This is a genomic window from Bacteroides acidifaciens, assembly GCF_024623065.1.
Lineage (GTDB): Bacteria > Bacteroidota > Bacteroidia > Bacteroidales > Bacteroidaceae > Bacteroides > Bacteroides acidifaciens.
On sequence record NZ_JANJZR010000001.1, the window covers coordinates 1 to 17,764 of the forward strand.

The following is a 17,764-nucleotide window of genomic DNA, read 5'->3' on the forward strand; positions in this document are numbered from 1 at the left end:
ACGGAGACTATGTGACGAATATAAACAGGTCGGTAAAGCCTATCTAACATAATCTCAGGAAAATTTAAACAGGCTCTTACTGTAATATTTAACACCAGCATTAAATTCTAACCCGTACATTATAAATTATCATTATCTTTGGGCAGTTTTATACTCGTAAACCAACTAACACCCAATAATTACAAAACACCATGAAGAAACTATTTCTACTACTAATGGCTTTGTTTGCACTGACGCAAGTGAATGCCCAGGCAAAGAACGTCATCCGCATCGCAACGGACAACACGGACTTAATCCTTCAAGTGGCTCCGAACGGACGCCTTTATCAGGCTTATCTCGGCGATAAGTTACTGAACGAACGCGACATAGACAATTTCTCCCCTTATGTGAAAGGCGGCAGTGACGGAAGTGTATCCACACGCGGCTGGGAAGTATATCCGGGTTCCGGTGCAGAGGATTACTTTGAACCGGCTGTGGCTATCACTCACAGCGACGGCAATCCGAGCACTATCCTCCGCTATGTATCTTCGGAACAGAAAGCCGTGGCAGGCGGAACGGAAACAATCATCCGTCTGAAAGACAACCAATATCCGGTAGAAGTGGCTTTGCATTATATCGCTTATCCGAAAGAGAACGTTATCAAGACATGGAGTGAAATAAAACATAAAGAAAAGAAACCGGTCACTTTGTGGCGTTATGCTTCCACCATGCTCTATTTCTCCGGAAATGAATATTATCTGACTGAATTCAGCAGTGACTGGGCGAAAGAAGCACAGATGAGTACACAGCCACTACGATTCGGAAAGAAAGTAATCGACACTAAGCTCGGAAGCCGTGCTGCCATGCACACGCATCCGTTCTTCGAACTCGGTATCGAGCAACCGGCACAGGAAACACAAGGACGTGTGATGCTGGGCACTATCGGATGGACAGGAAATTTCCAGTTTACTTTTGAGGTGGACAACATCGGCAATCTTCGTGTAATCCCGGCTATCAATCCTTATGCTTCTGATTATGAACTGAAAGCGGACGAAGTATTTACAACTCCCGAATTTATGTTCACTTTCAGTAACAACGGCACGGGCGAAGCCAGCCGTAACTTTCATGCCTGGGCTCGCAACTACCAACTGAAAGACGGGCAAGGCGACCGCCTCACCCTGCTGAACAACTGGGAAAACACCTACTTCAAGTTCAATGAAGAATTACTCTCCGAACTAATGAAGGAAGCCAAACACCTCGGCGTAGATATGTTCTTGCTCGACGATGGCTGGTTTGGAAACAAGCACCCGCGCAACAGCGACAATGCCGGACTGGGCGACTGGGAAGTAATGAAATCCAAACTGCCCGGCGGTATCCCCGCTCTTGTAAATTCGGCCAAAGAAGCCGGAGTGAAATTCGGTATCTGGATTGAACCGGAAATGGTGAATCCGAAAAGCGAACTCTTCGAAAAGCATCCCGACTGGGCTATCACCCTACCGAACCGCGAAACGTATTACTATCGCAACCAATTGGTGCTCGACCTCAGCAACCCGAAAGTGCAAGATTTCGTTTTCGGTGTGGTAGACAACATTCTGACCGAAAACCCGGAAGTGGCTTATTTCAAATGGGACTGCAACTCGCCTATCACCAACATCTACTCTCCCTACCTGAAAAACAAACAGGGACAGCTTTACATCGACCACGTGCGCGGTATATATAATGTGCTGAAACGTGTAAAAGAGAAATATCCCAATACACCGATGATGCTTTGCTCCGGTGGTGGTGCGCGTTGCGACTACGAGGCTCTGAAATATTTCACAGAATTCTGGTGCAGTGATAATACCGACCCGATAGAACGTCTGTTCATCCAATGGGGATTCTCACAAATCTTCCCCGCCAAAGCAATGGCTGCACACGTGACTAGCTGGAACAAAAAGACAAGCGTGAAATTCCGTACCGATGTAGCCAGCATGTGCAAACTTGGCTTCGACCTCGGACTGAAAGAACTGAATGCCGACGAACTGGCTTACTGTCAAGGGGCAGTTGCCAACTGGACGCGTCTGAAAAAAGTGATTCTCGATGGCGACCAATACAGACTGGTTTCTCCTTACGACGGCAACCACATGTCCGTAATGTATGCCACACCGGATAAGAATAAGGCTGTGCTTTATACGTATGACATTCATCCGCGTTTCGGCGAAAAGTTGCTTCCGGTGAAACTTCAGGGATTGGATGCAAAGAAGATGTATAAGGTGAAAGAGATCAATCTGATGCCAAACCAGAAATCTAATCTGGACGCCAACGAGAAAACTTATTCCGGCGACTATCTGATGAAGGTAGGCATCCATGCTTTCACTGCCAACCGGACTTTCAGTCGTGTGATTGAGCTGACTGCAGAATAAAAGAAACGAAAACAGAAAAGGGGATTCACCGTTTAACGGCGTTTCCCCTTTCTTTTCACACAATAATAATCAGTTAATCCTCAATCTTTACGGCTGTACCGTTGGCAGTCACCATCAGCATACTGCCACTACCTCCTACTGTCTCGTAGTCCAAATCAACACCTATCACGGCATTAGCTCCCAGTTGGGCTGCCTGTGCCTGCATTTCTTTCAAAGCGGTATCTTTCGCCGTACGCAGCACTTCTTCATAAGAACCGGAACGTCCGCCTACAATGTCACGGATACTTGCAAACAAGTCACGGAATACGTTGGCACCTATGATTGTCTCGCCGGAAACGATTCCATAATACTTCACTATTCGTTTTCCCTCAATAATGGGAGTTGTCGTTACTAACATGGCCTTTTTCTCTTTTTTAATTTATTCGCTTATCTATTAAGACGGGGAACACCCCTAAAAAGTTGCAGCTATACCGTAACTTTTTACGATATAGCTGCCATTAATGTTAAAGAGAGAGAATTTATAATATAAGCATAGTCTCACGACTCTCCGAATATTCCTTTTTCTACTATTAGACGCTTGAAACTTCAAATCACTGCACTTGAAGGCATCTTTTTTAGTTAAAGAAAAAAAAATCGCCATTCCTCACAGGAGCAGCGATTTATATCTTAAAACATACGGCTGACGCGTTCGATTCCCGACACTAATGCATCAACTTCCGATTTCGTATTATACATGGCGAACGAAGCCCTGACGGTTCCTTCAATGCCTAGCCGTTGCATCAAGGGCTGCGCACAATGATGCCCCGTACGGACGGCAATTCCTAAACGGTCGAGCAGAGTACCCAAGTCGAAGTGATGGATATTGCCTACCAGGAAAGAGATAACCGCTCCCCTGTCGGCAGCTTCACCGAATATACGCATATCAGGTATTTCCCTCAGGCGTTGCAGGGCATAGGTGGTCAGTTCGTGTTCGTGCTTCGCGATTTGCTCCATACCGATACCGTTCACGTAGTCGAGAGCTTTTGCCAATCCGGTAGTTCCTATATAATCGGGCGTACCGGCTTCAAACTTGAAAGGCAGTTCGTTGAAGGTCGTTTTCTCAAAAGAGACGTGTCGAATCATCTCACCGCCACCCTGATAAGGCGGCAGGCGATCCAGCCACTCTTCCTTTCCATAAAATACGCCGACACCGGTCGGTCCATATACCTTATGAGCCGAGAATACCAGGAAGTCGGCATCCAAGTCCTGTACGTCCACTTTCATGTGAGGGATAGACTGGGCGGCATCAACCAGGCAAGGTACACCGTGGGCGTGGGCTGTCGCAATCATTTCCTTCACGGGATTTACTGTACCCAAAACATTGGAAACCTGGACTACGCTGACAATCTTCGTGCGTTCCGAGAAGAGTTTCTCGTATTCGTCCAACAACAGTTCGCCTTTGTCGTTCATCGGAACCACTTTGATTGCAATTCCTTTGCGGGCTGCCAGCAGTTGCCAAGGGACGATATTGCTGTGGTGCTCCATCACCGAGAGGATGACTTCATCGCCCTCTTCCATAAACTCGTCGCCAAAGCTGGAGACGAGCAGGTTGATGCTCTCCGTCGTTCCCCGGGTGAATACCACTTCACTCGTGCTACCGGCATTGATAAACCGGCGCACCGTTTCGCGGGAAGCTTCATGCAATTCCGTTGCCTGTTGGGAGAGGTAATGTACACCGCGATGCACATTGGCATTCACGGAATAATACTCGTCTACCAACGCATCGACTACCAGGCGAGGTTTCTGCGTCGTCGCACCGTTGTCGAAATAAACCAAAGGCTTGCCATAAACCGTACGGCTCAATATCGGAAAATCCTCACGTATCTTTTGAATATCCACGTTTATCAGTTATTAGCAGTTTAATGACTATCATTTACAAATCGCGCACCCCTGGCATCTGTTCAACTCGCCACGGAAACGCTTCTCAACCAATAAGTGCAGACGGTCTTTCAACACATCCATACGAATCGTATCAATCACTTCATTGACAAATGCAAACATCAGAAGCAAACGTGCTTCTTTCTCATCGATTCCACGCGAACGCATATAAAACAGTGCATTCTCGTCGAGTTGCCCTACCGTTGCCCCGTGCGAACATTTCACGTCATCGGCATAGATTTCCAACTGGGGTTGTGTGTACATACGGGCATCGCGCGTGGCACAAAGATTCCGGTTGGTCTGTTGGGAGTTTGTATGCTGGGCGTCAGGACGCACCAATACCAGTCCGGCAAACGCGCCTACCGACTGGTCATCGAGCACGTATTTGAACAGCTCGTTGCTGGTGCAGTTCGGAACGGCATGGTCGATGCTCGTATGATTGTCAACATGCTGGTTTTTGTCAGCAATCGCCATACCGCAAAGGTTTATTTCAGCGCCCTCGCCTGCCAGCAGGACTTCGGTAGTATTGCGGGTGGTACCATTGTGCAAAGTCATGCCATTCAGAAGGACGTTGCTGTCGGCTTCCTGCTTCACATACAGGTTGCTGATGCGGACGGTGCTTGTATGTGTTTCTTCCAACTCATACATATCGAATACCGTATTTTCTCCGGCAAAGACTTCAATCACTTGTGTGGCAAGGAAATTCACATTATCCATCGCATGGTCGCAAATCAGCAGACGGGCTTGCGCTCCGTCTTCCAGAATAATCAGCACACGGCGGTTGACCATAAAGTTAACGTCCGCACGCAGGATATTCACTAATTGGACGGGCTTCTCCACGATTACATTCTTCGGCACATAGAAGATAACGCCATCTTGTGCAAAAGTCGTATTGAAAGCCGTCACGCCATCTTTGGACGTGTCCGCCAGTTTGCCATAATATTTCTTCACCAGGTCCGGGTGCTGTTCGGCCACCTCTTTCAAACTGCCGAAGATAACGCCTTCCGGCAAATGGACTTTAGGAAGTGCCTTATTATAAAATGCGTCGTTGACCACAAAATAAAGAGCCGTGCTCATATTCGGAACGTCACACTTAAACACTTCATACGGGTTGACCGGAATAGGCAGGCGGTTCAGGTTCAAGCCGAAGTCCGGCTCGAAATACTTGCTCACATCCGTATATTTATACTTTTCCATCTTACGGGTCGGGAATCCGATTCGCTCAAAATCGGCAAAGGCAGCAGCGCGAGGAGCATTCAGCACTTCAGCGCTATGCTTGCAAATCATGGCTTCCGTCTGTGAGAAAAGTTCGATATATTGTTGTTCAACTATCATAGTTTATATTTTTATTTATAGGCACGGATTATTCTCCTACTTCTTTCTTAATCCAATCATATCCTTTCTCTTCCAGTTCCAGGGCAAGTTCCGGGCCGGCAGTTTTCACGATACGGCCTTTATAAAGTACATGTACGATATCCGGTTTGATATAGTCGAGCAGACGTTGGTAGTGAGTGATGACAATCGTGCTTGTATCGGGAGTCTTCAGTTTGTTCACCCCTTCCGCCACGATGCGGAGTGCGTCAATATCCAGACCGGAGTCTGTTTCGTCAAGAATACTCAAACGCGGTTCGAGCATTGCCATCTGGAAAATCTCGTTCCGTTTCTTTTCACCACCCGAAAAGCCTTCATTCACCGAACGGTTAGCCAACTTATTATCCAGCTCTACCACCGCACGTTTCTCACGCATCAGTTTCAGAAACTCACTGGCCGTCAGCGCAGGCAGACCTTTATATTTGCGTTGCTCGTTCACGGCAGCACGCATAAAGTTGACCATGCTTACGCCCGGAATCTCTACCGGATACTGGAAACTAAGGAAAATACCTTCGTGGCTACGGTCTTCGGGGCTCAATTCCAACAGATTCTTTCCATAAAAAGTGACCGAGCCTTTCGTTACCTCAAAAGCAGGATTCCCCACCAGAACGGAAGAAAGCGTACTCTTGCCGGAACCGTTCGGCCCCATAATTGCATGTACTTCGCCGGGCTTCACCGTCAGGTTGATGCCTTTCAATATCTCTTTGCCATTAATGCTGGCATGCAGGTCTTTTATTTCTAACATGATATATGTACTATTTTTCCATTTACTATTTACTATTAAAACCCCATACTACCGACAATTTACCTCCTACAAGCGCGCAGCCAAATAGTAAATCGTAAATTGCCAACTAGTAAATCACCCCACGCTTCCTTCCAATGAGATGGCAAGCAGTTTCTGTGCTTCTACCGCAAATTCCATCGGAAGTTTATTCAATACTTCTTTTGCATATCCGTTCACAATCAGCCCGATAGCATCCTCTGTGGGAATACCTCGCTGGTTGCAATAGAAAATCTGATCTTCGTTGATCTTGCTCGTTGTAGCTTCGTGCTCCACTACCGCCGTTTCATTGTGAATATCCATATAGGGGAAGGTGTGCGCACCGCACTTGTCTCCCAACAACAAAGAGTCACACTGACTGTAATTGCGGGCATTATCCGCTTTTTCCGCTACACGTACCAGCCCTCGATAGGAGTTCTCGCTATGTCCGGCAGAGATACCCTTACTTACAATCGTACTGCGGGTATTCTTGCCCAAGTGAATCATCTTCGTACCGGTATCCGCCTGTTGGTAGTTGTTTGTCACAGCTACGGAATAGAATTCGGCTGTCGAGTTGTCACCTGTCAGGATGCAGGAAGGATATTTCCAGGTAATTGCCGAACCGGTTTCCACCTGTGTCCAGGACAGTTTGCTGTCTACCCCTTTGCAGTTGCCACGTTTCGTCACGAAGTTATATACACCGCCCTTGCCCTCGGCATCACCCGGATACCAGTTCTGGACAGTGCTGTATTTCACTTCGGCGCGGTCGTGCACGACAATCTCCACAATAGCGGCATGCAACTGGTTTTCATCACGCATCGGTGCCGTACAACCTTCCAGGTAAGAAACGTAAGAGTCATCATCCGCCACAATCAACGTACGTTCAAACTGTCCCGTATTGCGGGCATTGATACGGAAATAGGTAGAAAGCTCCATCGGACAGCGCACACCCTTCGGGATATATACGAAAGAACCGTCCGAGAACACTGCGGAGTTCAACGCAGCAAAGAAATTGTCACGGTAGCCTACTACCGACCCCATGTATTTCTTCACCAGATCCGGATGCTCCCGCACCGCTTCGCTGAACGAGCAGAAAATAATCCCCTTCTCCATCAGTGTCTCCTTGAAGGTGGTCTTTACGGAAACGGAGTCCATCACGGCATCCACCGCCATTCCGCTAAGGGCCATCTGTTCTTCCAAAGGGATTCCCAGCTTATTAAATGTTTTTATCAGCTCAGGGTCTACTTCTTCCATGCTCTTCGGCCCTTCTTTCTTCTTTGTCGGGTCAGCATAGTAGGAAATTGCCTGATAATCAATCTCAGGAATACGGAGATGTGCCCAGGCAGGCATCTCCAGCGTCAGCCAATAGCGGTATGCCTTCAGGCGGAACTCCAGCAGCCATTCCGGTTCGTCCTTTTTCGATGAAATCAAACGAATCACATCTTCATTGAGTCCACGCTCAATGATGTCTGTATGTACCTCCGTAGTGAAGCCATATTTGTACTTCTCCTGCGTCAGTTCCTTTACATATTTATTGGGTTCTTCTTGTTGCATCTTTATTCTCTAATATATATTGTTGCGTCATATTCTTCGCCACAGGGAAAAATATCCCCGAAAACGTTTCCATCGGATAATATAACAAAGATTCCTCCTTTTTTGTTGCACTAATTAACTTATTATCGCCATCTATAAACTCTATCGCACCAATCACCACACTTGTTAACAAGAGGAATTTGAGTGTTCCAAGCCCGCTTCCCAACCAACGGTTCAGCCAGTTCAGCGAAATTGCTTTCATTGCCCTTGTCAGCAATGAAGCAACCAGTACAAAAATCAACGGTACGGCAATCCAAATCATAATAAAAGCCAGCACCTGCGCAACTGTCATCGAATCGGTCACTGCCGGGCAAAGTTTTGCTGCCAAAGAAGCATACAAAGCTTTCGCCGCCATCAGGCCGACTATCAACCCCAAAATGGAAGCCAACTGGCGAATGAAGCCTTTCATAAAGCCTACTATCGCCCCTGCACCTACTATAATAAGGATGATGATATCAATCGTTGCCATATTTCTTTGCTCTATTATATAATTCAGGCACGGATTTCACGGAATTCACGGATTTATTAAGAACCGTGAAATCCGCGTAACCCGTGCCTGATATAGATTCAGCACTGCTTTATTACAATGTCTGTTTCACTTCAATTTCTTCGAATGTCTCAATCATGTCGCCTACCTTCATGTCATTGCAGTTCACCAGACTGATACCGCACTCGAAGTTTGTACCTACTTCCTTCACGTCGTCCTTGAAACGTTTCAATGCATTGATGTTTCCGGTAAAGATAACGATGCCATCGCGAATCAAACGAGCCTTGTCGCTGCGTTTCACCTTTCCTGTCTTCACCATTGCACCGGCTACAAGACCCACCTTCGTGATGTTGAACACCTCGCGGATTTCGATCGTTGCGGTAATCTGTTCCTTCAACTCCGGAGCCAACATACCTTCCATAGCAGCCTTCACCTCTTCGATTGCATCGTAGATGACAGAGTACTTGCGGATATCGACACCTTCCTGATCAGCCATCTTACCGGCAGCTCCCGAAGGACGTACCTGGAATCCGACGATAATCGCATCCGAAGCGGCAGCCAGAGAAACATCCGATTCGGAAATTGCTCCTACACCCTTATGGATAACATTTACCTGGATTTGTTCTGTAGACAACTTAATCAACGAGTCGCTCAATGCTTCGACAGAACCGTCCACGTCACCCTTAACGATGATGTTCAATTCCTGGAAGTTACCCAAAGCGATACGACGTCCCAACTCATCCAAAGTAAGAATCTTCTGTGTACGCAAGCCCTGTTCACGAGCCAACTGTTCACGTTTGTTGGTGATTTCACGGGCCTCCTGGTCTGTTTCTACTACATGGAACGTGTCACCGGCAGCAGGAGCGCCGTTCAGTCCCAGAATCAACGCCGGTTCGGAAGGACCTGCTTCCTTGATGCGTTGGTTACGTTCGTTGAACATAGCCTTCACACGTCCGTAGCTTGTTCCCGCCAAGACGATGTCCCCTACCTTCAAAGTACCGTTGGATACCAGCACGGTAGCTACATATCCACGTCCCTTGTCCAGTGAAGATTCAATGATGGAACCCGAAGCGTTACGATTCGGATTTGCCTTCAAGTCAAGCATTTCGGCTTCCAGCAATACCTTCTCCAACAGGTCTTCTACACCGATACCTTTCTTGGCTGAGATATCTTGTGACTGATACTTACCACCCCATTCTTCAACAAGGTAATTCATCGCAGCCAGTTCTTCTTTAATCTTATCCGGATTAGCAGTCGGCTTATCTACCTTATTGATAGCGAATACAATAGGTACGCCTGCTGCCATCGCATGGTTAATTGCTTCCTTCGTTTGCGGCATCACGTTATCATCGGCAGCCACAATAATGATGGCGATATCCGTTACTTTCGCACCACGGGCACGCATAGCTGTAAACGCCTCATGACCCGGAGTATCGAGGAATGTGATACGGCGTCCGTCTTCCAACTTCACATTGTACGCACCGATATGCTGTGTGATACCTCCGGCCTCACCGGCAATTACATTCGCCTTACGGATATAGTCAAGCAAGGATGTCTTACCGTGGTCAACATGTCCCATCACCGTAACAATCGGAGCGCGCGGCAGCAAATCTTCCGGAGCATCTTCCTCTTCAACGATGGCCTGTGCCACTTCCGCACTTACATATTCGGTCTTGAACCCGAATTCTTCGGCTACCAGATTGATTGTTTCCGCATCCAGACGCTGGTTGATAGAAACCATGATACCGATGCTCATGCAAGTAGCGATAACCTGGTTGACAGAAACGTCCATCATCGTAGCCAATTCATTAGCCGTTACGAATTCGGTCAGCTTCAATACCTTGCTGTCTGCCATTTCCTGGTCTTCCAGTTCCTGCATACGGCTGGAAACCATTTCACGTTTTTCCTTACGATATTTGGAAGCCTTGTTCTTACCCTTGGTTGTCAGACGTGCAAGAGTTTCCTTTACCTGCTTAGCTACGTCTTCCTCGCTCACTTCCTGTTTGATGACCGGTTTCTTGAAGCGGTCTCTGTTATTGTTGTTGTTATTTCTTCTATTGTTATTGTTTCCGCCCTGGTTGTTGCCACCACGATTATTACCGCCCTGGCCACCGTTAGCGTTGCCACCACCTTTACCTTGCACATTCGGTCTCGGAGCCGCGAAGTTGGAAGTTGCCACGTTATTAACGTCCACTTTCTCTTTGTTGATACGATTCCGCTTCTTCTTAGAAACTGCATCCACACTCTCTTTTGCTCCGCCCTTCATCTGTTTAGAATCATCCCTGCGGATTTCCTTGATGATGGCTTCTTTCATTTGTTTCTTCTGATCCTGACGGATTTTATCTTTTTCTTCGCGTTCGCGACGTTTCTCTTCCTTCGATTTTTTCTTAGGACGAGTAGACTGATTCAATGCTGCAAGGTCAATCTGACCGATAACATTAATCTTTGCGCCCAATTCCGGCTGACGGATCTTAAAAATCTCGTCTTCCTTGGGAGTGCTTTTTTCTTCCGAAACTACTGCTTCCGTTGCTACTGCTTCCACAAGCTTTTCTTCTTTTTTATGTTCTTCGGCCTTCACAGGTGCTTCTACCTTCTTCGGCTCTTCTTTAATCACTTCTTCCACTTTTTCAACCTCCGCCGGTTTGTGTTGTGCTACAGGTTCCGGTTGTTTCACCATAGGTTCAACCTGAACTGGAGCCGGAGCAGGTACTGCCACCTCTTCCTTCTTCATTTCGGGTTCTTTCTTTACCTCCGGTTCTTTCTTTACCTCCTGTTCAACACCAGGACGTTCTACTACAGTTTCTTTTTTCTGCTCCGGTTCTTTTTCTACTTTTTTATCAGTTTTACGACCGCTCAGGTTATTTAAATCAATCTTTCCGACAGGTTTAAACTTTGGACGTGAATCCTCAGGTACGACTGTCTTGATCACATCTTCCGACTTCGGTTTTTCAGCCTGCTTTTCGAAGCCTTCAATCGACACCGACGCCTTATTACGATCCTTATTCTGACGTTCCTGAATGAAACGCTCCGATTCAAATCTAAGGTTCTTGTCTGTGCTAAACTCTTTTACGAGTATAGCGTACTGCTCCTCACTAATTTTGGTATTAGGATTAGCCTCAACGGTATGCCCTTTCTTTTGCAGGAACTCAACTACCGTCGCGATTCCTACGTTCAAATCTCTTGTAACTTTGTTTAACCTTATCGTCATATTTTAAATTTAATGAATAAATGGAGCGAAGAAAATTTCAATTGTAATTACCCATTACTCTTGTCCTTGTTCCGGTTCTTGATCGTGTTCCTGATTATGTTCCGGTTCCAATTCTTCTTCAAACTCCGATTTCAAAATGCGTATTACTTCGTCCACTGTCTCTTCTTCCAGGTCCGTCTTTTCAATCAACATCTCACGAGGAGCATTCAACACAGCTTTTGCCGTATCAATACCGATAGCCTTGATTGCATCAACCACCCAGCCGTCGATTTCGTCTCTGAATTCGTCGAGATAAATATCCTCATCAGCCAAATTCTCATCCAACTCACGGAACACGTCGATAGTGTACTCAGTTAACATACTGGCCAGTTTGATATTCAAACCGCCTTTACCGATAGCCAACGATACTTCTTCCGGTTTGAGGAATACCTCTGCTTTTTTCTCTTCCTCATTCAGACGGATAGAAGAAATTTTTGCCGGGCTCAAAGCGCGCTGTATAAACAATGAAATGTTCGATGTATAATTGATTACATCGATATTCTCATTGCGAAGTTCACGAACGATGCCATGAATACGACTTCCCTTGACACCTACACAAGCTCCTACGGGGTCGATTCTGTCATCATAAGATTCTACCGCAATCTTGGCACGTTCGCCGGGGATGCGGGCAATCTTCTTGATGGTAATCAATCCATCATTGATTTCGGGTACTTCCATCTCAAACAGACGTTGCAGGAAAACGGGAGAAGTACGTGACAAGATAATCTTAGGATTATTGTTCTTATTATCCACGCGGGCAACTACTGCGCGCGCCGTTTCACCTTTACGATAGAAGTCGCTCGGGATTTGTTCGGTCTTAGGCAACAGCAGTTCGTTTCCTTCATCGTCGAGAAGCAACATTTCCTTTTTCCAGATTTGATAAACTTCCGCATTGATGATGGTACCTACCTGATCTATATATTTATTATAAATACTGTCTTTTTCGAGTTCCAGAATCTTGGAAGCCAGCGTCTGGCGGAGATTCAGGATAGCGCGACGACCGAATTTTGCAAAGATAACCTCGTCAGTCACCTCTTCACCCTCTTCATAGGAAGCATCGATTTTCTGTGCTTCGCTCAACGAAATCTGCATGTTCGGGTTCGTCAAATCTTCATCGGCCACAACTTCACGGTTACGCCATATCTCGAAGTCACCCTTGTCCGGGTTCACGATTACGTCGTAATTTTCATCGGTGCCAAACATTTTCGCGATAACGCTGCGGAACGACTCTTCAAGTACACTGACCATCGTCGTTCTATCGATATTCTTCAGTTCTTTAAATTCCGAAAATGTATCAATCAAGCTGATTGTTTCTTCTTTTTTGGCCATAACTATTTAAAGCTAATTAAGTATTTAGTATATTTTATTTGCTCATAAGTGAAGGTTTCGTCCTCTTCGATCAGCTTCGGACGCTTGGAACCTTCGAGTTTTACCTTCTTCTCTACGCCTACCGTAAACTTCTCTTCATCGGCATCTTTCAATATGCCGGCCAGTTTGCGTCCGTCTTTAGTCAATACCTCCACTTCTTGTCCGATGTGGATATAATACTGTTGCAGTACTTTAAAGGGCTGTCCGATACCGGCCGAACCCACTTCCAGTTCATAATCTTCCTCTTCACGATTCAGTTTTGACTCTATGTAGCGGCTAAGCTCCACACAATCTTCAATCCAAACGCCTTCCGCATGGTCTATTTCGACCACAATCTTGTCATCCGGGCTTACGGTTACTTCTACCAAAAAGTAGTCTTTTCCTTCCAGCCACTCTTCTACAATCTGACAAACAGTTTTCTTTTCTATCATTTATTAACTATATAAGAACAAAAAAAGGAGCTTAATTGCCCCTCCACCTTTCATCCGTTTCCGGTTGCAAAGATATAAATAATCTGTTCGACTACAAAACATTAAAGAAAAAAAGTATGAATTAACAGTCTTATCTTCGTATCTTTACACCGCAATTTAAAAAACAGGCATTATGACACACCGTCTCAACACCAATAAACAATTTATGCTAGGCAATGGAATCCTGGCTTTTGCAGTCATATTCGTAGTGGTTATTTTTGTATACATGAGTATGCGCCTGCAACGGGAGAAACAGGAAGAACGACATTTTATCGAAACTTATACTATCAGTCTGGTGAAAGGATTCGCCGGGGATTCTGTCTCTTTGTTTGTTAATGACAGCCTTATAGTTAATAAAGTTATGCCGGAAGAGCCTTATACTGTAGAAGTAGGGCGTTTCGCCGAACAAAGCGCCTTACTGATTGTGGATAATAAGACTGAATTAGTATCTACTTTCGACCTCAGCGAAAGAGGCGGAACGTATCACTTCGAGAAAGAGGCGGACGGGATTAAGCAATTGGCGAAGTAACAGACAAGGTCCGGCAGCACCGGTCACTCCTTATATTGCTTATATTTCCGTACGACATTTTTTCAGTTCTTCCCGCAAAGCGAGCGCTTTTCCTTCCGTAAATTGATTCAACAGAGCCCAAAAGCGTTCGCTATGATTCATTTCACGGGTATGGCATAATTCATGTAAAAGTACATAGTCTATCAAATGAGAAGGGAGCAGGACGAGGTAATAAGACAAATTTATATCCTTCTTTGCCGAACAACTCCCCCATCGTCCCTGACTGGAGTTTATTTTCACATTGGCATAGGATAATCCATATTGCCTTGACAAACGGTCCAAACGAGGTGGAAGAATACTCTTTGCATTCCGTCTCAATGCCTCTTCAATAACTTTACGCAGCCAGTTCTGCAGATTCTCATCGGAAAAGTCCGCCGTAGGCGGGCAGATGATTTGCATAAAGCCCAATTTAGAGTTAGCCAGAAATTGGTCTTTCTCCCCAGCCGCTAAGGATAATTTAAAATATTCCGCATCAATCTTATAATTCAAATCAATTAACGGGCGATTCAATCGTTGACGGGCAACTAGCAATTTATCACGTAGATTCTCAATAGCCCGTTTTACTTCTTTCATCGTTGTCCCGGATGGAACCGAAACATATATGGCATCGCTCTTGGTACGAAAGACAAGACTTTTAGCACGCAGATTAACACGCACCACTAATCGTCCTAATTCTTCATCTTCTATGATTGCTTCCTTCATCTTAAATATCCTAACTACCACCACAAAAGTAATAAAAAGAAGATTGTACCTAAAAAATCTTATCCAAGATGCAACTTTTTTTAAACATCAACCGTCTAACCCATATAACACCATAGAAATTCAAAATTATGAAAACAAGTTTATTAGTCTTATTTACAACAGGAGTGTTCCTAATACTAACCGCAGGCTCCTGCTTACAGGGAAAACACGTGACCGGCAGCAAAAACTATCTCACTAAAAAAGTAGAAGTCGGACAGTTCAACGAAGTTAAGTTATCGAGTAGTGCGAATGTCACGTATCATCAAGGTTCTCAAAATTACATAGAGATTTATGGTTCCGACAATATCATTCCACTTTTAGAGACTTATGTCGATGGCAATACACTTATTATAAAGTATAAAAAGAATGTCACTATCTGGAAAGGTAAATTGGAAGTCAAAGTATTCTCACCGGAACTGAATAAATTAACAATCAACGGCTCAGGAGACATACGCTTAGCCAATGGCATACAGACCAAAGAAGATATATCACTCAGCATCAACGGTTCGGGAGACATTAAAGGCGAAAAGTTCAAATGCCGGAGAATGACCGTTTCCATCAATGGTTCGGGAGACGTAAAACTTCAGCAAATAGAAAGCAAAGAATGCATTGCCAGTATTGCCGGTTCCGGAGATATCGGTCTGAGTGGTAAAACTCTCTATGCCGAATATAAGATTGCAGGGTCGGGAAATATTGGAGCCGACAACCTGAAATCGGAAAATGTATCAGCCAGTACAGCCGGTTCCGGCAGCATCAGTTGCCACGTCACTGGAAAACTGAAAGTACGCGTAGCAGGAAGCGGAGATATAGCCTATCGGGGAAATCCTCAAGAAATAGACGCTCCACGAAAAAATATACGGCAGATTAAATAAGCAATCATCTCGAAAACATAAAAGGGCTACTGCATCGCGCGGTAGCCCATTTATTTAGTTAGTTTTATTCTAAAAAATTGAGAGAATTGAAAACTTCACAGTTTCGCTTTCGTTGTTGTTTTAATTAAGCACACTAACTATATTATATATTTAAAGCAAATGAAAATGTCTATTCGTTCATAACCTGCACCTTGTGATTAATCCTCGCCAGACTGTCAGCGAGAACCTGCTCGGCTTTCATATCATTCGAGATAGCAACCGATGGTGCAGTTACTTGTTTACCAATGGTATCCGTAGCCAATACACTTCCATCATCTCCAGAGAAAGAATGTTGTGCTACATTCCCCAAAGAAAGAATGATTGCGATTACGGCAGCGGCCTTGAACAAAGGAACAAAACGACCGGTCAGTGTCAAACGTTTCGCTTTTACTACCGTAGGCTCCACCTCTGCCAGAATACGTACGTCAAAGTCTTCGCCCAGCCCTACTTCCTGCTGAACCTGCTGATAAACAAACAGGTTTTTATAGCGAAGCAAATGAGCCGGAACTTCTTCCTTTACGAAGAAGTCGCGCAATGTTGTTTCCTCCTCAACGGAAGTTTCGCATTGCCAGTATCGCTCGAGGAGCTGTTCTATATCCTTATAATCCATATTCGTCAATTTCTAAATACCTTTGTTTTACCTTTTGCCTGGCTCTGAAGAGATTCACTTTGACTTGCTCCTCTGTCAGATTCAGCAAGGTCGCAATCTTTTTATAGCTTTCACCTTCCATGTCCCTCAGTTGCATGATAAGCCGCTGTTTTTCGGGAAGTTCATTGACCAACCTATTGATGATACTCATTCTTTCATCATGAACCATCCGGTCGTACGGACTGTTTGCATCAGGTTCTTCCTCCATTTCGGGGGTGAGTTCCACGTTCTGGGCTTCTCTCTTCTGACTCCGGTCTATCGCCAAGTTCTTTGCCACTGTCAGGCAATAGGCTTCAACCGATTCAAACTGAGACCACTCATCACGCTTGTTCCACACTCTTATCATGGTGTCCTGAACGACATCCTCGGCTTCTGCCCTATCCAGGGTTATTCTGAGCGCCAGTCGAAAGAGTTTATCCTTCAATGGCAAAATATCGTTTCGGAAGCTGATTTCTTGCATCTCTATAATAATGACGGGCTAGGACATGAAAAGTTACAGTCGCCCACTACTTTTTTTTGAATTATTTTCTTATTCTCGTTCCTCCAGAGTCGTTAATTGCTGACGCTAAGGTGATTACCACTTCAGAAACTCCTGCATTTATTGCTTCAAAAGAATTCTCCAATTTGGGAATCATACCACCTTGAATAACGCCATCAGCTACGTATTGTTCAAATTCGGCACGAGTGATTTGAGGAATCACACTGTCGTCATCATTCTCGTCACGCAACACGCCTTTTTTCTCGAAGCAATACACCAACGTCACATCAAACAGAGCCGCCAACGCCTTTGCTGTTTCCCCGGCAATGGTATCTGCATTCGTATTCAGCATATTGCCATGACCGTCGTGCGTCAATGGCGCCATCACCGGAACAACGCCTTTATGTATCAAATCCGACAACAAAGTAGCGTCCACCTTTTCCACATCACCAACGAAACCATAATCCACATCTTTCACCGGACGTTTCACCGAACGGATTACATTCATATCCACTCCGGTCAGTCCCAATGCATTGACTCCGCGGGCCTGTAGCCCGGCAACAATGCTCTTATTCACCAATCCGCCGTACACCATCGTTACGACTTTCAATGTTTCGGCATCAGTAATCCGACGACCATTTACCATTTTGCTTTCAATACCCAGCTGTGCGGCAATTTTTGTTGCCGAACGACCACCGCCATGAACCAACACTTTATGTCCGTCGATAGCGGCAAAGTCATTTAACAACTGAAGAAGGGTGGCTTCCTCTTCTACGATTTTGCCACCCACCTTAATAACTGTTAGTTTTTCTCTCATTACTTG

General features: G+C 45.4%; 16 protein-coding genes. 3 read left to right on the plus strand and 13 right to left on the minus strand.

The window, feature by feature from the left end; all coding sequences use genetic code 11:
• Positions 1 to 191 precede the first annotated feature (191 nt).
• Complete coding sequence (locus tag NSB03_RS00005) at positions 192 to 2,381, plus strand: alpha-galactosidase (protein ID WP_024986006.1); 2,190 nt, start codon at positions 192 to 194, stop codon at positions 2,379 to 2,381.
• A gap of 73 nt (positions 2,382 to 2,454) precedes the next feature.
• On the opposite strand, the gene NSB03_RS00010 is transcribed toward NSB03_RS00005, so the two are convergent.
• The 9 genes from NSB03_RS00010 to rimP all read right to left on the minus strand — a co-directional run bounded on the left by NSB03_RS00010 (position 2,455) and on the right by rimP (position 13,555).
• On the minus strand, positions 2,455 to 2,778 hold the full coding sequence (locus NSB03_RS00010) for a heavy metal-binding domain-containing protein (RefSeq protein ID WP_024986007.1): 324 nt from the start codon (positions 2,776 to 2,778) through the stop codon (positions 2,455 to 2,457).
• Between the two features lie 269 nt (positions 2,779 to 3,047).
• On the minus strand, positions 3,048 to 4,259 hold the full coding sequence (locus tag NSB03_RS00015) for a cysteine desulfurase (protein WP_024986008.1): 1,212 nt from the start codon (positions 4,257 to 4,259) through the stop codon (positions 3,048 to 3,050).
• 30 nt (positions 4,260 to 4,289) lie between these two features.
• On the minus strand, positions 4,290 to 5,633 hold the full coding sequence (gene sufD / locus NSB03_RS00020) for a Fe-S cluster assembly protein SufD (RefSeq protein WP_024986009.1): 1,344 nt from the start codon (positions 5,631 to 5,633) through the stop codon (positions 4,290 to 4,292).
• 28 nt (positions 5,634 to 5,661) lie between these two features.
• Entirely contained in the window at positions 5,662 to 6,414 is a 753-nt protein-coding gene (gene sufC, locus NSB03_RS00025; RefSeq protein ID WP_024986010.1) for a Fe-S cluster assembly ATPase SufC, read from the minus strand.
• A 114-nt stretch (positions 6,415 to 6,528) separates the two neighbouring features.
• The gene (gene sufB, locus NSB03_RS00030) at positions 6,529 to 7,983 is read right to left on the minus strand and encodes a Fe-S cluster assembly protein SufB (RefSeq protein WP_135038319.1); all 1,455 of its coding nucleotides are present in this window, start codon (positions 7,981 to 7,983) and stop codon (positions 6,529 to 6,531) included.
• Positions 7,961 to 8,491 carry a CvpA family protein gene (locus tag NSB03_RS00035; RefSeq protein WP_024986011.1) on the minus strand — a complete coding sequence of 177 codons (531 nt, stop codon included), beginning with the start codon at positions 8,489 to 8,491 and terminating at the stop codon, positions 7,961 to 7,963. The genes sufB and NSB03_RS00035 overlap by 23 nt, the downstream gene beginning before the upstream one ends.
• Positions 8,492 to 8,603: 112 nt before the next feature.
• Positions 8,604 to 11,717: a translation initiation factor IF-2 gene (gene infB, locus NSB03_RS00040; RefSeq protein WP_257466115.1), complete on the minus strand. Its 3,114-nt coding sequence runs from the start codon at positions 11,715 to 11,717 to the stop codon at positions 8,604 to 8,606.
• Between the two features lie 54 nt (positions 11,718 to 11,771).
• Positions 11,772 to 13,085 carry a transcription termination factor NusA gene (nusA, locus tag NSB03_RS00045; RefSeq protein WP_024986012.1) on the minus strand — a complete coding sequence of 438 codons (1,314 nt, stop codon included), beginning with the start codon at positions 13,083 to 13,085 and terminating at the stop codon, positions 11,772 to 11,774.
• A 2-nt stretch (positions 13,086 to 13,087) separates the two neighbouring features.
• Complete coding sequence (gene rimP, locus NSB03_RS00050) at positions 13,088 to 13,555, minus strand: ribosome assembly cofactor RimP (protein ID WP_024986013.1); 468 nt, start codon at positions 13,553 to 13,555, stop codon at positions 13,088 to 13,090.
• Between the two features lie 172 nt (positions 13,556 to 13,727).
• On the opposite strand from rimP, the gene NSB03_RS00055 reads away from it, so the two are divergent.
• Complete coding sequence (locus NSB03_RS00055; RefSeq protein WP_024986014.1) at positions 13,728 to 14,123, plus strand: hypothetical protein; 396 nt, start codon at positions 13,728 to 13,730, stop codon at positions 14,121 to 14,123.
• Between the two features lie 39 nt (positions 14,124 to 14,162).
• Here NSB03_RS00055 and NSB03_RS00060 read toward each other — a convergent pair whose 3' ends face one another.
• On the minus strand, positions 14,163 to 14,864 hold the full coding sequence (locus NSB03_RS00060; RefSeq protein WP_024986015.1) for a YgjP family zinc-dependent metalloprotease: 702 nt from the start codon (positions 14,862 to 14,864) through the stop codon (positions 14,163 to 14,165).
• A gap of 128 nt (positions 14,865 to 14,992) precedes the next feature.
• Here NSB03_RS00060 and NSB03_RS00065 point away from each other — a divergent pair, with 128 nt between their 5' ends.
• The gene (locus NSB03_RS00065; protein WP_024986016.1) at positions 14,993 to 15,775 is read left to right on the plus strand and encodes a head GIN domain-containing protein; all 783 of its coding nucleotides are present in this window, start codon (positions 14,993 to 14,995) and stop codon (positions 15,773 to 15,775) included.
• A 169-nt stretch (positions 15,776 to 15,944) separates the two neighbouring features.
• On the opposite strand, the gene NSB03_RS00070 is transcribed toward NSB03_RS00065, so the two are convergent.
• The 3 genes from NSB03_RS00070 to argB form a co-directional block, all read right to left on the minus strand.
• A complete protein-coding gene (locus tag NSB03_RS00070) occupies positions 15,945 to 16,424 on the minus strand; it encodes a PG0215 family putative anti-sigma factor (RefSeq protein WP_024986017.1) in 480 nt (159 codons plus the stop codon).
• Entirely contained in the window at positions 16,414 to 16,923 is a 510-nt protein-coding gene (locus NSB03_RS00075; RefSeq protein ID WP_121766099.1) for a GFO_1088 family ECF-type sigma factor, read from the minus strand. Before NSB03_RS00075 ends, NSB03_RS00070 begins: the two co-directional genes overlap by 11 nt.
• A 61-nt stretch (positions 16,924 to 16,984) precedes the next feature.
• Entirely contained in the window at positions 16,985 to 17,758 is a 774-nt protein-coding gene (argB, locus tag NSB03_RS00080) for an acetylglutamate kinase (RefSeq protein WP_024986018.1), read from the minus strand.
• Positions 17,759 to 17,764: the final 6 nt, after the last annotated feature.

Coding starts and splice junctions, on each gene's coding strand:
- NSB03_RS00005 (WP_024986006.1), top strand. CDS start 192: ATGAAGAAACTATTTCTACTACTAATGGCTTTGTTTGCACTGACGCAA.
- NSB03_RS00010 (WP_024986007.1), bottom strand. CDS start 2,778: ATGTTAGTAACGACAACTCCCATTATTGAGGGAAAACGAATAGTGAAG.
- sufD (WP_024986009.1), bottom strand. CDS start 5,633: ATGATAGTTGAACAACAATATATCGAACTTTTCTCACAGACGGAAGCC.
- sufC (WP_024986010.1), bottom strand. CDS start 6,414: ATGTTAGAAATAAAAGACCTGCATGCCAGCATTAATGGCAAAGAGATA.
- sufB (WP_135038319.1), bottom strand. CDS start 7,983: ATGCAACAAGAAGAACCCAATAAATATGTAAAGGAACTGACGCAGGAG.
- NSB03_RS00035 (WP_024986011.1), bottom strand. CDS start 8,491: ATGGCAACGATTGATATCATCATCCTTATTATAGTAGGTGCAGGGGCG.
- infB (WP_257466115.1), bottom strand. CDS start 11,717: ATGACGATAAGGTTAAACAAAGTTACAAGAGATTTGAACGTAGGAATC.
- nusA (WP_024986012.1), bottom strand. CDS start 13,085: ATGGCCAAAAAAGAAGAAACAATCAGCTTGATTGATACATTTTCGGAA.
- rimP (WP_024986013.1), bottom strand. CDS start 13,555: ATGATAGAAAAGAAAACTGTTTGTCAGATTGTAGAAGAGTGGCTGGAA.
- NSB03_RS00055 (WP_024986014.1), top strand. CDS start 13,728: ATGACACACCGTCTCAACACCAATAAACAATTTATGCTAGGCAATGGA.
- NSB03_RS00060 (WP_024986015.1), bottom strand. CDS start 14,864: ATGAAGGAAGCAATCATAGAAGATGAAGAATTAGGACGATTAGTGGTG.
- NSB03_RS00065 (WP_024986016.1), top strand. CDS start 14,993: ATGAAAACAAGTTTATTAGTCTTATTTACAACAGGAGTGTTCCTAATA.
- NSB03_RS00070 (WP_024986017.1), bottom strand. CDS start 16,424: ATGGATTATAAGGATATAGAACAGCTCCTCGAGCGATACTGGCAATGC.
- NSB03_RS00075 (WP_121766099.1), bottom strand. CDS start 16,923: ATGCAAGAAATCAGCTTCCGAAACGATATTTTGCCATTGAAGGATAAA.
- argB (WP_024986018.1), bottom strand. CDS start 17,758: ATGAGAGAAAAACTAACAGTTATTAAGGTGGGTGGCAAAATCGTAGAA.